The organism is Microvirga yunnanensis, assembly GCF_025460875.1.
In genome coordinates, this window is record NZ_JAMXFI010000017.1 from 48,426 (window position 1) to 63,354 (window position 14,929).

The following is a 14,929-nucleotide window of genomic DNA, read 5'->3' on the forward strand; positions in this document are numbered from 1 at the left end:
CTTGCCTGTCGGACGACAGGCAAGGCGAAACAAATCCTCACTTTTTCAGGATTGCGTCGATGGTCTTGGCTGCGCGATCAAGGGAGTCCTTGACGCTTGCACCGCCGATAAGGATCTCCTGGATGCTCTTGTAATATGCGCTGGATATCTCAAGCCAGCTTCCGATGGGAGGCTGAGGCCTGGCATGGGTGAGCATGACCTTGAACGCGTCCAGGCGAGGATCTGCGAAGCGGGGCAGATTCATGGCGGTGGTCGTGGTCGGGAACGTGCGGGTGTATTCCGCAAGCCGCTCCGGCTTCGCCAGGAACTTCAGAAGCTTCGCGGCGCCTTCCTTGTTCTTTGCCGCCTTGGGAGCAATGAAAGCCCACCCACCCAGAAGAGCGGATGTTTCCTTACCTTTGGGGTGAGGCATGATGGCCACGCCGTAATCAAGATTGGGAGCATCCTGCGCAAAGCGCTCAAGCTCCGTCGGCGTACCCTGATACTGCGCGATGGTGCCAGCCATGAACAGACGGCGCAGTTCCAGTCCGCCATTCTCCAGTGTCGATGGCGGAGCCACTTTGAGCGTGGTGTACATGTCCGTGTAGAATTTAATAGCCTCGACCGCTTCAGGGCTATTGATCACAGCCTTCGTCATGTCGGGCGAAAGAATGTCGCCTCCATTCATCCAGACGTATGGAAGCGAACGATACAGCGTATTGCCCTGCCCTTCCGGACCGCCTCCGGCGATGCCATAGCCATAGCGACGTTGTCCGTTCGGGCCAGTGTTCGTCAGCTTTTTGGAAATGTCGATCATTTCGTCCCAGGTCTGGGGCGGCTTCTCCGGATCGAGCCCGGCCTCGCGATAGAGATCCTTACGATAGAGCATCGCAAGCGCTTCGGCTTGGAACGGGAGCCCGTAGATCTTCCCTCCGACCGACGCTGCCTGCAGTGTCGCCGGCACGAAGTCCTTGAGGGGAACGCTTCCCGCGATCACCTCGCCGACATCGTCGAGAGCGCCTGTTGCCTGATAGGATGGAATCCAGGATGTCTGGACCTCGATGACATCTGGCGGTGCGCCGGATTTCAGCGCAATCAGCACTTTGCCCTCAAGGCCGCCGTAGGGGTTGAACTGCAGCTTGAGCTTGGTGTTGGGATTTTCTTTCTCGAACTCGGCCGCCAGGGCTTGGGCCTTCGCTTTGCCTGGTTCGGTCACCCACCAGGTGACTTCGTCGGCACGGGCCGATGCTGACAGCATTGTCGCGACGGCGGCGGCGGCGACCTGCAATCCGAAAAAATGGCGTTTCACTTTCAGTCCTCCCTTCGTTTGTTACCTTCGATCAACCGCACGGATTGTATTGCGTTATTTTTGCCGTGCTTTGCCGATCAAGCGTTTGAGCAGCGCCTGTGGAGCATTCTCATGGCCCATGCCAGGAGAGGCAGTCGCCGCCTGTTCATTAGAGAACAAGACCTATTCTTAGCTGATCGTCGCGCCTTCTCCGGGGTTTGTCAATGATTGAACCCGTTTCACCTTACGCAAAGACCTGAAAAGTACTTCATTGCGCAGAGCGGATACTTGGCTCGCTGACGCACCCGGATTTTCTAAATCCGACTACGGCTACTTTTCGTTCTGTAATTCGAAGAACGCCCGCAGCCGCTGATCCCTATAGGCTTGAAATGCGGGCGCCCCTTCCAGCTTTGCAACGAGATCAAGATCCAAAGCAACCTCGCCCGCCTCCAGAGTTGCGGCGTTCGCTCGAAGTTGCTCCGCGTTGTCCACGCCGAGAATGATCGTATCCGGTCCCTGCTTCGCAACCCACGCCAATGCAGTGCGCGCAACGGCGGCTCGATCGGTGACGCCGACGTCCTCGCCGATGGTGAAGATCTCGCTCTTGAAGAAAACCTCACGAGCAATCACGCCCATCCCGCGGCTTCGGGCCTCCGGAATAACCTTCTCTAGCCCTCCAGGCTCGCCGATGCTCAGGTCCAGATTAACGGCATCGAAGGCTCCGGAGGCCAACTGTTCCAGGTAGAGCCGTTGGCCTCCAAACGAATCCGCGACGGCAAAGCGGATGAGCCCCTCGTCGCGAAGCCGCTGCAGATTGTCGGCCAATCGAGGCATGTAATCCGGCGTTTCATCAATCGACCACTTCTGGAGCCCGATATTCAGGAAGTCGACAGCATCGCGGCGAATGAGCTTGAGGCCTCTTTGGACTTCCTCCCGCAGCAAGGCATAGTCCAGCATCTTCCGATTGCCCGGATCGTACCCGTAGCACATCCCTTCGGGACGCGTTTGGATATAGACGGGATACGGCGGCGGCGCATCGGCCAAGTTCCGTCCGAGCGCCTCCTTTTCCGAGTCGATTGTGACATCGAAGAAATTGATGCCGAGATCGTACGCGGTTTTGAGGATCTCAAGCCGCTTCGGGCCACCGAAGCCCGGCAGAAAGTAACTGGGTGTCACAGCTTTGGCCATGTCTTCATTGAAGCCTCGCGAGCGTCCGTTCGCAAGAAACTCGTGTCCGCCCAGCGCGATTTGGGAAACCTCGATCCCCGTCTTGCCGAATGGTGCGTATCTCATTTTAGTACCAAGTGCCTTTCGCGTGCGGGTTCGAGCCCGCCTTGAATGCTATCCCATGGTGGAGTTGAACGCCCCGCCATCGAGCAGGATGTTCTGACCCACGATGAATCCCGCGTGGACGCTGCAGAGGAACGCGCAAGTGGCGCCGAACTCCTCGGCAGTCCCCAGCCGTCTCGCAGGAATGGCAGAGACGACGCCGTCCCGAGCCTCAGTCTTGGAGATGCCCTGCTGACGCGCCGTGTTCTCGACCAGCGCCTCGATCCGATCGGTAGCATGAGGGCCGGGAAGAAGGTTGTTGATGATGACGTTCCTGTACGCGACCTGCCTGGCGGTTCCCGCAACGAACCCGGTGAGGCCGGACCGAGACGCGTTCGACAGTCCGAGTTGAGGGATCGGCGATTTCACCGATGCGGAGGTGATGTTGACGACGCGTCCCCACCCGCGTTCGAGCATTCCCGGCAGAACGGCGCTCGTCAGGAGGATCGGGGTCAACATGTTGGCTTCGATGGCCTTGAGCCATTCAGCCCGCCCCCAGTCCGACCACAACCCGGCAGGTGGTCCGCCGGCATTGTTGACGAGGATGTCCGGGTCGGGCTCCGCAGTCAGAAGTGCCTCACGCCCTGCTTCCGTCGTCACATCCGCAGCGACATATCGAACGTCGACGCCATATCGCTCACCCAGGTCTCGCGCCAGGGTTCGCAGCGGCTCCTCCGAGCGCCCATTCAGCGTCAGGTGAACACCAGCCTCGGCCAATTTCTCGGCGCAGCCTCGTCCAAGTCCGCGCGATGATGCGCAAACGATGGCGCGCCGTCCCTTAATTCCCAAATCCATGATGGTCGCTCTTCCCTATCGCTTTCCCTCAATAGCCCCGGCTCAGGTCGACCTGGTTCGGCAGATCCTTGCCGTCCCGCAAGCATCTCAGGTTATGGAAGAAGATATCGAGACTGCGCGGGATATACGTCACCGGATCTCCGGCCGACATATGCGGCGTCATGATCAGATTGGGTGTCTGCCACAGCCTGTGGCCCGGCGGCACGGGCTCAGGTGTGAAGACATCCAGAACCGATCCGGCAAGATGGCCGGAATCCAATGCGTCCAGCAGAGCCTCCTGCTGAACCAGCTCCCCCCTGCCGATGTTGATGACGCCGGCGTCTTGAGGGAGAAGTGCGAGACGCCGTTCGTCAAGGATATGGGCCGTCGCAGGCGTCAGCGGGCATGCCAGAACGAGAAATTCGGTGTCAGGCAGAACGGAATCGATGTCGGAAATTGCGACCACGGTATCGCAGAAGGGATGCGGCTCGCTGCGCGTCCTCACACCCGTGACACGCATTCCGAAGAACTTGAGCTTTTCCGCGACCGCAGTTCCAATAGATCCCAATCCGAGAACGGTCACGCGCCTTCCGGACAGAGACGAGCCCATTCGCCTGTCCCACATCTCCTGGCTCTGCTGACGGATAAAGGTCGGCATGTGGTTGGCGAGCATGAGTACGGCCATCGCAACGTACTCGCCACCCTTCTCCGCATGCGCTCCGCTGTTGTTGAGAATTCGGACGTGCGGTGGCAGCTGGCTCGCCTTTGCGAGCACGTCCACGCCCGCATGGGTCAGGAAAATAAGTTGAAGATGCGGCGCATCTGCCGGAAATAGAGATTTGACGACGCGGCCCGTAGTGATGAGAGCCTCGGCCTCGCGCAGAGCTGCGGCAAGCTCTTCTGGAGTTTCGCTGAGGCTGGCGGTGATATCCGCTGCGACATCACCCGCGCGAGCAATGGCATCATGCCATTGCTGAAGCGTCGCTCGCGGATTGCCGTCAAGCGGGTCGCTATGGATATGGACGCGCAACACCTGTCTCCTAAACTGCAGGCCACCTGTGAACGTCATCGACGTGCGGTGTGCCTTACCTCATGATCAGCGGCGCAAGGCAGCTAACCGGCGGCCGCCGTCCGGGCCGCACTCAGCTGCGACTGCTTTTCCATTGCCTGTATCGCTCAAGATTGGCCTCGTTCGGGGGATAGAGGCCGTAGACGCCCTCGCCCTCTGCCACGCGGCTTCGGATCCAGCTCTCCATAAGCTCTTTGTCCACAACCTGCTCCGCGACGTCATCCGCCACGTGAGCGGGGATTACCGCGACGCCGTCGTTATCGGCTACGATGAAGTCACCGGGAAGTACGAGGACGCCTCCACATGCGATCGGCTGTTGGATGTCGATCGGCATGAGAGCGGACGGGCTCGGGGGGGCAGCAGGCCCCTTACAGTAAATCGGCATCCCGAGCGCCGCGATCTCGCTGACATCGCGCATTCCTCCATCCGACACGATCCCAGCCACGCCACGCGCCAGGAAGCTCGTCGTCAGCACGTCGCCCAGGCCGCCGACGCTGCCATTCCCCATCATATCCATGACGAGGACGCTGCCGACGGCGATCTGTTGGGTCGCTTTCAGCATAGCATTGTTGGGATTGCCGATGTCGCCGCTGACGCTGAGATCCTCCCGCTGCGGGACATATCGAAGCGTAAAGGCAGGACCTGCGAACCGGCAATTGGCCAAGTCGATGGGGCGAACCCCGTTAATGGCACGCATACGAAAGCCATGCCTCTTGAGAAGCAGGCCCGTAATGGCTGCCGTTGACGCCTTCTTCAGGATTTCGATCGTTTCTGCGCGATATGTCGTCATTAGGATAATTCTCTTAAATGGTTTGACGCTCGTCGTTTGCCGCTGTTGCAGGCGGGGCTCCTTCGGTTCGTATGATCACTCGATCCGCAAACCTCGCTCGGTTGCCGGGTCGAATAGATGAAGCCTTCCTGGCTCGGGACGGAGCCCGATGCGATCGCCTGCCGCGAAGTGACGCCGGCTTCGAAGAACCGCCCCCATCTGTGCGCCTGCGACATTCGCCGAGATCATTGTCTCCGAGCCCGTCGGCTCCACCACCAGAATCTCGGAGGAGAATGCACCGGCGGTCCCCGGCGGAACAACCTCAAGATGTTCCGGCCGGATACCCAGGGTGACCTCCTGCCCCTCCGAAATGCGGGAGAAGCCGGAAATGGGAATGCGCGTTCCGTCCTTCGTAACGATACTCGTGCCGCTGGAGGTTTCGATCTGGCCGGACAGGAAGTTCATGGCGGGCGATCCGATGAAGCCGGCGACAAACTGGCTGGCGGGACGATCGTAAACCTCCAAGGGCGCACCCATCTGCTCGACGCGACCATCCAGCATGACGACGATCTTGTCGGCCATGGTCATCGCTTCGATCTGATCATGGGTCACGTAGATGGTCGTCGTGTGAAGACGCTGGTGAAGCGCCTTGATCTCGGCCCTCATCTGGACGCGCAGCTTGGCGTCGAGATTGGAGAGCGGCTCATCGAAGAGGAAAACCTGAGGATTGCGTACGATCGCCCGTCCCATGGCGACGCGTTGGCGCTGCCCGCCCGAGAGCTGCCTCGGGTACCGGTCAAGGAGGGGGCGAAGCCCGAGAATGTCGGCGGCTTCCCTCACCTTCGCATCGATCTTGGCAGGCGGCGTTTTTCTGAGCTTGAGTGAAAAGCCCATGTTCTGTGCGACGGTCATGTGCGGGTAGAGCGCATAATTCTGAAAGACCATCGCAATGTCACGGTCTTTGGGAGGAAGATCGTTGACCACCTTCCGACCGATCCGGATTTCACCGCCACTGATGTTCTCCAGGCCTGCCGTCATCCTCAGGAGCGTTGATTTTCCGCAACCAGAGGGGCCGACGAGAACGACGAACTCGCCGTTATCGATGCGAACATCGACGCCGTGAATAATCTCGAGAGAACCGTAGGACTTTTTGACACGGTCAATTTCGACGAATGTCATTCAGATCTTCCTCCTCCACGCACCCCGATTTCCGAGCGTTCGTAACGTGGCACTTGATCATTCCCAGCATTTGGGACCGACGGGCGCATCAGCTGGCTCGGCCCAGGATCTTCGCTCTGTTCAGCAAAGCCGGCTCTGTCGCTCGCAAGGATCTAACGGCGGTCCGCGTTGGCATAGTCGCCGGTATCGATATCGATAAGCTCGATGCGGTAGCCGTCCGGATCATCGACGAAAGCGATATGCACGGTGCCGAACTTCACCGGACCTGGCTCGCGAACGATCCTGATGCCCTCGGCCTTCAGTGCATCGCATACGGCATAGATGTCCCTAACGCCGATCGCGATATGGCCGAATCCCTTACCGGGATCGTAGGAGGTCGTTCCGTAGTTATAGGTCAATTCGATCATGGGATCGGAGTTTTCATCTCCGTAGCCAATAAATACATTCGTATATTGCGCCTCGGGAACATCCACTTTTTTGACGACGGACATGCCGAAGTGCTTGGAATAAAAATTGATCGATCGGTCCAGGTCCCCGACACGGATCATCGTGTGCATGATGCGAAAACCATTCGTCTGGGCTTGAGACATTTGTTCTCCCTTCCGAGTAACCGGCGACAGCAACCCCAAGAGGAAATTGCCGCCTTGTTCCCATTTGATTAGGTCTTGTTCTAACCACAGCTTTCAGATATTTTACCGTCCTGTCAATCGGGAATGTGACGTCCGCTTCCGCCCCCTCAACCGGGAGGATCCGATGCCGAAACCACGTGCAACATTGGAACTCCCGAGAGATCCTCTTGATCAGCAGCTGATGAGGAGGCAAAGACATTGGGAACAGGGCACAACTTGGCCGCAGAAGTGTCGGCGAAGGTGCGTTCGTGAATTTCGATCAGACAGGTGCTCACGAGCATGAAGACAAATGAAATTGCGGTCGGACGACGCGAAGGAAACCATGTGCCCGTGATCGAGCGCATGCTCGATATTCTTGAGATCATCGAGCGCCGCCCGGATGGCGCGAACATTCGGGAGTTGAGCGACTTTCTCGAAACGCCTCGTTCTACGGTCTATCGGATCCTCAACACACTGGAAGCCCGCGAGATCGTTCGCAGGGGATTGTCGGGAGCCTATGTCCTTGGTCCTCGCCTCCTCTCTCTTGCAGCGAACGTATCCATCGGCTCCAGTTCGGATCTGGCCGGGATTGCAACCCCCCACCTTGAGCGCCTCTCGTTCTCGACCGGAGAGGCCAGCAAACTCTCAATCAGGGACGGCGACGGAGTGCTTGTGGTGGCGACCGTTCAGGGGTCCGGCGAATACGGGCTGAACATCAAACCGGGTCGCAGGTTACCGCTTCATGCAGGAGCCGCCAGCAGAGTGCTCCTTGCTCACTTGAGCCAGGAGGAAGTCAACCGCGTGCTGAAATCGGCGCTCGAAAGATTTACCGATCATACCATCTCCGATCCGCGCAAGCTCGCAAAGGAGTTGAAGCAGGTCCGCGTGCAAGGCTGGGCCTTTGACAACGGCGAATATTCTCCAGGTGTTGTTGCCGTTGCAGCGCCCGTGCAGAACAAGCGTGGGGACACTGTTGCTGCCGTCAGCATTCCGTTCCTGAGCACCGGTGACGACACCCGAATTGCGAAGCTGAGAACAGCCGTCTGCAATACTGCGAAGGCGATCTCGAAAGAACTCGCTGCGCACAATCTGTAGCTTTTCTCTGCTTCCCAGGTTACGGGCTTGTCTATCCCGCCTGCCGGATTTGCTTCCAATATCGGCAAGCGCCCATTGCCGTCTGTAGGGGCAGCGAGCGCCGCAATCTCAGCCACAGATTGTATTCTATTTATTCGCGCTTCCTGAACTTCGGTAACGTTCATGTGCCTACCCTTGGATGGCACCTAAATTTTCAAGTCGGGAAACAAGTATATCCTAACTGAGTCTTGACGGATTAACCGTCGTTTACCTAATATCAAATGGGGCGCAGAGCTGTTCTCTATTGAACAGATGGACATACCCACGGGTTAGCGGGGCGCACTCAAGAACTCCATCCGGCAAAGACCGGAGGCATCCGCATATGAGGGAGGAAAACGTGAAGCGCTTTCTTGCAGCATTCCTAGGCGCCAGCACTCTGGCCTTGGCCCTGACGTCTACCAGCTACGCACAGCAACCCATGAAGGCAGAGGTCCTCCACTGGTGGACTTCCGGTGGCCAAGCCGCCGGAGTGAAGGTCTTCGCGGAGGCTTTCAAGGCCGCGGGCGGCCAATGGGTCGATAACGCCATCGCAAATCCGGATCAGGCGCGCTCGATCGGCATCAACCGTGTCGTGGCGGGCGATCCACCGACCATGATGCAGATGAATGCAGGACGTCAGTTCGAAGAGCTGGTCGATCAAGGCCTGCTCAGAAACCTGGATGCTATCGCGGAAGTGGAAGATTGGAAAGCTGTACTTCCGCCCGATGTCCTAAAAGCTGTCAGCCGCAACGGACACATCTATGCGGTTCCGGTCAGCATCCAGACCCCGAACTGGCTTTGGTACAACAAGGCGATCTACGCCAAGAACGACCTGAAGGAGCCAACGACCTGGGAGCAGTTCTTTGCAAACGCCGACAAACTGAAGTCCTCGGGGGTCATCGCCCTCGCAGTCGGCGCGCAACCTCCATGGATCAACCAGCTCTTCAATGGCGTTCTCGTCGGCAGAGGCGGCAAGGACTTGTACCTGAAGATCATGCGCGACAAGGACGCATCAGCCGTCAAGTCGCCCGAGTTCCTCGCTGCGGCTTCGACCTTCAGCAAGCTGCGCGACTACGTCGACCCGGGCAGCCCCAACCGGAGCTTCAACGAAGCTGCGGCCATGATCATCAAGGGCACCGCCGGCATGCACATCATGGGAGACTGGGAGAAGGGAGAGTTCAATCTCGCGGGCCTCACCGCTGGCAAGGAGTACGGCTGCGTGCTCGGCATGGGCGATCAGACGTTTCTGAGCGACAGCAACGTCTTCGTCATGCCGGTTACCAACAAGCCCGAGCTCGACAAGACCCAGGATGTTCTGGCGAAGCTGCTCCTGTCCAAGGACGTGCAGCTTGCCTTCAATGCAAAGAAAGGATCTCTCCCGGTCCGGACCGATGTCGATGTGAACGGCCTCGACGCCTGTGCTCAGATCGGCATGTCCGTGCTCAAGGATCCCAAGAAGCAACTACCTGGACCTGACTGGCTGGCAACTCCGGATATGTTGAACTCGCTTCAGGACGTAAACGTCGAGTTCTGGGCAAGTAAGACGATGACGCCCGAGCAGTTCGCCGAGAAGTACGCTGCGGTAGTGGCGAACTTCAAGAAGTGAAGCGACCGTTCCGTGGGGCCGCACCTCAAGTGGCTCCGCGGACACCGATCCTGCTTCGATCACCGAAGGTAGCTGCTCCATGCTGAAGCGAAGTTCAATTCAATGGGCGGTCTATGTCGGTCTTGCGCCTGCGACCGTCATCGCCATGCTCGGGTACGTGGGGACGATGTTATGGACGATCGGGATTTCCCTGACTGAGTCCAAAATGCTGCCGGTCGCCCGTTTTGCCGGTCTCGATCAGTATGCGCGCTTGTTTGGCACCACACGCTGGATCGTCTCACTTCAGAACATGGTGATCTTCGGCTGCCTGATGATCCTGGCATCCCTTATCCTTGGCCTGCTCTTGGCCATTGCGCTCGACAAGCACGTACGCGGCGAAGGCGCCTTCCGGACAGTTCTGCTCTATCCTTACGCTATCTCCTTCATCGTGACGGGCTTCATCTGGCAATGGATCCTCAACCCAGAACTCGGCGTTCAAAAGACCGTTCGAAGCTGGGGGTTCAGCAATTTCCAGTTCGACTGGATCGCTCAAAACGAGACCGCGATCTACTGCGTGGTCCTGGCGGCCGTGTGGCACGCGGCAGGGCTCGTCATGGCAATCATGCTCGCGGGCCTGCGCGGAATTGATCGTGATCTCTGGAATGCCGCCCGGGTCGATGGTATCAAGACATGGCGAGTCTATTTGCATATCGTCCTGCCCCTCCTCCGGCCGAACATTATCACCGCCGTCGTTCTGCTCGCACTGGGTGTGGTCAAGCTGTATGACCTGGTTGTCGCATTGACAGGCGGGGGGCCTGGAATCGCCTCCGAGGTTCCGGCGAAGTTCGTGATGGACAACTTATTCATTCGTCAGAACATCGGGCTGGCTGCGGCGGGCGCAACAGTCCTTCTGATCACTGTCTTGAGCGTTCTGGCTCCCTGGCTCTACTTCGAATATTTCCGTTCGACGGCACCGAGGGCAAAATGAGCGATCTTGCTTCCACGAGGTCCCTGGCTCCCGAAGTGGCGCAGACATCGGCGAAAGGACGCGCCGAGCCTTTCGGCACGCGCCCAAAGCGCCTGTCCCCCGGCAGGATCGGCCTCTATGCTTTCCTGATCATGGCGTCGGCATTCTTTCTTCTGCCGATCTACGTCATGTTCATTACGTCCTTCAAGACATTGGACGAAGTGCGCCTCGGCAACATCTTCTCCACTCCAGAGATATGGACGGTCGCACCCTGGATAAAGGCCTGGTCAAGCGCATGCACCGGCCTCGAATGCGGCGGCATCAGCATCGGATTCTGGAACTCGGTCCGCATCCTGGTTCCCAGCGTCATCGCTTCGATTTTCGTGGGTTCGCTCACGGGCTATGCCCTGACATTCTGGCGGGCCAAGCACGGGAATGTTCTCTTCGCAGTTATTCTCTTCGGGGCTTTCATGCCTTACCAGATCTTCCTCTATCCTCTCGTCCGCACGTTCTCTTTCCTGAACATGAACAGCTCGATGTTGGCCCTCGTGACGGCGCATGTCATCTTCGGGCTCCCGGTCATGACCCTCGTGTTCCGCAACTTCTATGCGAGCCTGCCACAGGAGATGTTCAAGGCGGCACGCATTGACGGCGGCGGGTTCTTTCAGATCTTCTTCTATCTTATCCTACCGATGTCGACGCCCATGATCGCGGTTGCTCTGATCCTTCAAGTCACAGGCATCTGGAACGATTATGTGCTGGGCGTCGTTTTCGGCGGCCTTCAGAACCGGCCGATGACAGTTCAACTGATCAACATCGTGGCCCCGTCCGGTGCAGAGATCGAGTACAACGTCAATATGGCTGCGACGATCCTCACGGCTCTCGTTCCGCTTCTGATCTACTTCGTATCAGGACGCTGGTTCGTCAGGGGCATTGCTGCCGGCGCGATCAAGGGTTGAAGATGAGCAACGTTTCCATTCGCAACATCGACATTCGCTACCACAACGTCAAAGTCCTTGAGGGGCTGAACCTGGATATTGAGAGCGGCGAGTTCGTCGTGCTCCTTGGCCCATCCGGCTGCGGCAAGTCGACCCTGTTGAACGCCATCGCTGGGCTCACCGAGGTCTCGAACGGCCAAATCTGGATCGGCGGCCGCAACGTGACTTGGGAGGAGCCCAGCGACCGCAGTATCGGCATGGTGTTCCAGTCATACGCGCTCTACCCACGCCTCACGGTCGAGGGAAATCTTTCCTTTAGCCTGAGGATGGCCGGCATGCCGCGAGATGAAATCGCAAGCCGTGTTACCAAGGCTGCAAGAATCCTGCATCTCGAGCCCCTGCTCAAGCGCTACCCCTCGGCACTCTCGGGCGGCCAGAGGCAGCGGGTCGCCATCGGCCGCGCCCTTGTACGGGATGTCGGGGTCTTCCTCTTTGACGAACCCTTGTCAAACCTCGACGCGAAGTTGCGAACCGAACTTCGGGTCGAACTGAAACGGCTCCATCAGGAGCTGGGCACGACGATGATCTTCGTCACTCATGATCAGATTGAGGCGCTGACACTGGCCGACCGGATTGCGGTCATGCATGGTGGCGTGATTCAGCAGTTTGATACGCCGCACGAGATTTACAGGAATCCCAGGAATCGTTTCGTGGCAGAATTCGTCGGCTCTCCGACGATGAACTTCCTGGACGGCGCATTAAAAGTGCGAGACGACTCTATCACCTTCACCATACCGGATGGCCCCACGATCAATATGCAGGACTACCCATTCCGTTCAAGGCCTATGGACGGCACGCCGGCAAGCCTGGGTGTAAGACCAGAACAGATCAGCCTCTCGCAGACAACCAGTGGGGAGAAACTGAACGCCGTCTTCAATCTCCTGGAGCCGATGGGTTCCGACAATCTGCTGTGGGGCCGGGTGGCGGGAACTCCCTTTTCGGCACGAATGTCCACGGATGTGGTGGTGCCGGTGAACCAGGCGACGGATGTTTTTGTGCAGCCGTCTCAAGTCTCGCTGTTCACATCCGCCGGTGAACGCCTCTAAGTCTTCTCGTCTCGTCACATCCCCTGGAGCACGCTCATGCTAAACGGGAAAATCGCCCTCGTCACCGGTGCCGGATCGGGGATCGGGAAGGCGTCTGCGAAGGCTCTGGCAGCTCAAGGTGCCGAGATCCTGGCTCTCGGCATCGTTGAGGCCGAGTTGGTGGCGCTTTGCAGCGAAATCGAGCAGACAGGCGGCAAAGCCCGTTTCGCATTGGCGGACATCTCGGATTTCGAGCAGGTACGCAGCGGCCTCGCCTTGCTTCTGGAAGCAAGCGGAAGGCTGGATATCGTCGTCGCCAATGCTGGCATCAACGGCGTATGGGCCCCGATCGACGATCTCCAGCCGGATGAATGGCACAAGACGATTTCGGTCAACCTGACAGGTACATACAACACCCTTCACCTGACGGTTCCTTATCTGAAGCAGAACGGCGGCGGATCCATTGTCATCGTGTCATCGATGAACGGAACCCGCATCTTCACGACCGCCGGGGCAACCGCCTACATCGCGACAAAGGCCGCACAATTCGCGATGGCTCAGCAGCTTGCGCTGGAACTGGCCAAGCATCGTATTCGCGTGAATGCAGTCTGTCCGGGGCAGATCAGCACATCCATCGGCGACAGCACCGTCAAGCGCAACACGATAGAAGCGGCTATCCCAGTTCATTGGCCCGAAGGCGACATTCCCATCAGCGGAGGCCGTCCTGGGGAGCCCGACGACATCGCTCAAGCCATCATGTTCCTGTCGTCACCGCAAGCCAAGCACATTACGGGCACACCGATCTGGATCGACGGCGGGCAATCCCTTCTGCGCTGACGCTGCCGCATTCCGGATGCGAAGCAAATCCGTACCCGGCAACATCGTTCGCCTCCTTCTGGATCTAAATGCCGCGCATGCGCGCGACCGGAACACCGGCAGCCGGTGCAGGACCGATCAGCACACGCCCATCAAGGCCGTTCGGCTGCAGATCCGGGACTCCGTCGCTGATCGACGTGATGATCATCAGGTTCAAGCCGGGACCACAGAAGCACGGCATGGTTGGCGCCCTCAGAGGAAGAGGGTGGGATGCGAGCAGTTCGCCGTCCTCCGAGAAACGATTGAGAACTCCTGCCGTCACGCCGGCGCACCAATAATTTCCAGCCTGGTCGCATGCTCCTCCGTCAGGCTTTCCGGTTACATCGTTCAAGTCGGCGAAGCGCCGGCGCCCGGAGATCGAACCCTGCTCGGGATCGAAGGAGTAGCAGTCGATCCATGGGCCCCGGGTGTCGCTGTGATACATTCGCTTTCCATCCGGTGACCAGGCAAGCCCGTTCGATATCTGCAGGTCCTGCACAAGCCGCTCAATGCTCCCGTCCGCAGAAACCCTATAAAGCGAGGCAATGGAGTCCTTCTGCGGACTGGTATCCATGCCGCCGACGTAAAAGCGGCCATCAGGCCCGACCTTGCCGTCGTTCAGGCGGTTCGTCTCGGGCTCCGGAGTCCGCGCCAGCAGGTTCATGCTTCCATTGTCAGGATTGAATACGATCACATCCCGTCCCAGCGCGATCACGACGCGGCCGCTCTCCGCCAAGCCTACCGAGGCGACAGGCGCATTGAACGACCATGTCCCGCGAATTGTTCCCTCAAAGTCTATGAGATGAAGAGAGGGGCCGGGAATATCGCAAATGAAAAGCGCATTCCGGCGCTCGTCCCAAACAGGGCTTTCGCCCACGCGGCACAACAAGTCCGACAGCGGCCTGAATTCCATCATGGTCATCTCTCCGCTGCGGAGAGCGGCACATCGTCTAGCGAGCGCAAGTGGGAGATCCACCGTTTCTGCTCGAATTGACGTCACGAAACCCCCTGATTCCAACACAAGCTGCTGTGATGGTTGCGTTGCAAACGCTGACCTATGTCAAGAGGGCGCCGTCAGTTTAACCAGAGGGTGACCAGGATGAGATATAAGTGATGGATGAAGAGGATCCGTCACCCGTGTTGTGCTCGCCATCGCTACCCGGCTGAACTCGGGATCTGTTGCAGCTTTGAAGCGTGCTCGACCTGAGCTACGACAGGAGGAGGTGAGAGGGGCTGACAGTGAAGAAGAATAACAATAACCCATTCAACGCCTTCTCATCCTGCGGGCGGTGCACTGGTACCTGCTGTTCCGGAGCAGCTATCGCGGCCCGGAACACATGGCCTGTGAATGCTTACGCAGCCGGAGGCGGTCTCTCTACCTTATACCCAAG

Annotated in this window: 14 protein-coding genes; 6 read left to right on the forward strand and 8 right to left on the reverse strand. The window is 58.5% G+C overall.

What is annotated here, in order from left to right:
- Nucleotides 1-37: 37 nt before the first annotated feature.
- The 7 genes from NF876_RS11095 to gloA form a co-directional block, all read right to left on the reverse strand.
- Complete coding sequence (locus tag NF876_RS11095) at nt 38-1,267, reverse strand: ABC transporter substrate-binding protein (RefSeq protein WP_262268860.1); 1,230 nt, start codon at nt 1,265-1,267, stop codon at nt 38-40.
- A gap of 330 nt (nt 1,268-1,597) precedes the next feature.
- Complete coding sequence (locus tag NF876_RS11100; protein ID WP_262268861.1) at nt 1,598-2,560, reverse strand: aldo/keto reductase; 963 nt, start codon at nt 2,558-2,560, stop codon at nt 1,598-1,600.
- 48 nt (nt 2,561-2,608) lie between these two features.
- On the reverse strand, nt 2,609-3,391 hold the full coding sequence (locus tag NF876_RS11105) for an SDR family oxidoreductase (RefSeq protein ID WP_262268862.1): 783 nt from the start codon (nt 3,389-3,391) through the stop codon (nt 2,609-2,611).
- Nucleotides 3,392-3,419: 28 nt separating this feature from the next.
- Nucleotides 3,420-4,400, reverse strand: a complete 981-nt coding sequence (locus NF876_RS11110) for a D-2-hydroxyacid dehydrogenase (protein ID WP_262268863.1) — start codon at nt 4,398-4,400, stop codon at nt 3,420-3,422.
- Nucleotides 4,401-4,512: 112 nt separating this feature from the next.
- On the reverse strand, nt 4,513-5,229 hold the full coding sequence (locus tag NF876_RS11115) for a ribonuclease activity regulator RraA (RefSeq protein ID WP_262268864.1): 717 nt from the start codon (nt 5,227-5,229) through the stop codon (nt 4,513-4,515).
- Nucleotides 5,230-5,304: 75 nt separating this feature from the next.
- Nucleotides 5,305-6,387: an ABC transporter ATP-binding protein gene (locus NF876_RS11120; RefSeq protein WP_262268865.1), complete on the reverse strand. Its 1,083-nt coding sequence runs from the start codon at nt 6,385-6,387 to the stop codon at nt 5,305-5,307.
- Nucleotides 6,388-6,539: 152 nt separating this feature from the next.
- Nucleotides 6,540-6,977, reverse strand: coding sequence for a lactoylglutathione lyase (gloA, locus tag NF876_RS11125; protein ID WP_262268866.1), 438 nt, complete (start codon nt 6,975-6,977; stop codon nt 6,540-6,542).
- A gap of 318 nt (nt 6,978-7,295) precedes the next feature.
- Here gloA and NF876_RS11130 point away from each other — a divergent pair, with 318 nt between their 5' ends.
- From NF876_RS11130 to NF876_RS11155, 6 genes are all read left to right on the forward strand, one after another.
- On the forward strand, nt 7,296-8,090 hold the full coding sequence (locus tag NF876_RS11130) for an IclR family transcriptional regulator (protein WP_262268867.1): 795 nt from the start codon (nt 7,296-7,298) through the stop codon (nt 8,088-8,090).
- Between the two features lie 376 nt (nt 8,091-8,466).
- The gene (locus NF876_RS11135) at nt 8,467-9,714 is read left to right on the forward strand and encodes an ABC transporter substrate-binding protein (RefSeq protein WP_262268868.1); all 1,248 of its coding nucleotides are present in this window, start codon (nt 8,467-8,469) and stop codon (nt 9,712-9,714) included.
- Nucleotides 9,715-9,793: 79 nt separating this feature from the next.
- Nucleotides 9,794-10,681 carry a carbohydrate ABC transporter permease gene (locus NF876_RS11140; RefSeq protein WP_262268869.1) on the forward strand — a complete coding sequence of 296 codons (888 nt, stop codon included), beginning with the start codon at nt 9,794-9,796 and terminating at the stop codon, nt 10,679-10,681.
- Nucleotides 10,678-11,619, forward strand: a complete 942-nt coding sequence (locus tag NF876_RS11145; RefSeq protein WP_262268870.1) for a carbohydrate ABC transporter permease — start codon at nt 10,678-10,680, stop codon at nt 11,617-11,619. The genes NF876_RS11140 and NF876_RS11145 overlap by 4 nt, the downstream gene beginning before the upstream one ends.
- Nucleotides 11,620-11,621: 2 nt before the next feature.
- Nucleotides 11,622-12,704, forward strand: a complete 1,083-nt coding sequence (locus NF876_RS11150) for an ABC transporter ATP-binding protein (protein WP_262268871.1) — start codon at nt 11,622-11,624, stop codon at nt 12,702-12,704.
- A gap of 36 nt (nt 12,705-12,740) precedes the next feature.
- Nucleotides 12,741-13,520, forward strand: coding sequence for an SDR family oxidoreductase (locus NF876_RS11155; protein WP_262268872.1), 780 nt, complete (start codon nt 12,741-12,743; stop codon nt 13,518-13,520).
- Between the two features lie 64 nt (nt 13,521-13,584).
- Here the strand turns inward: NF876_RS11155 and NF876_RS11160 are convergent, their stop codons facing one another.
- On the reverse strand, nt 13,585-14,454 hold the full coding sequence (locus NF876_RS11160) for an SMP-30/gluconolactonase/LRE family protein (RefSeq protein WP_262268873.1): 870 nt from the start codon (nt 14,452-14,454) through the stop codon (nt 13,585-13,587).
- Nucleotides 14,455-14,929: the final 475 nt, after the last annotated feature.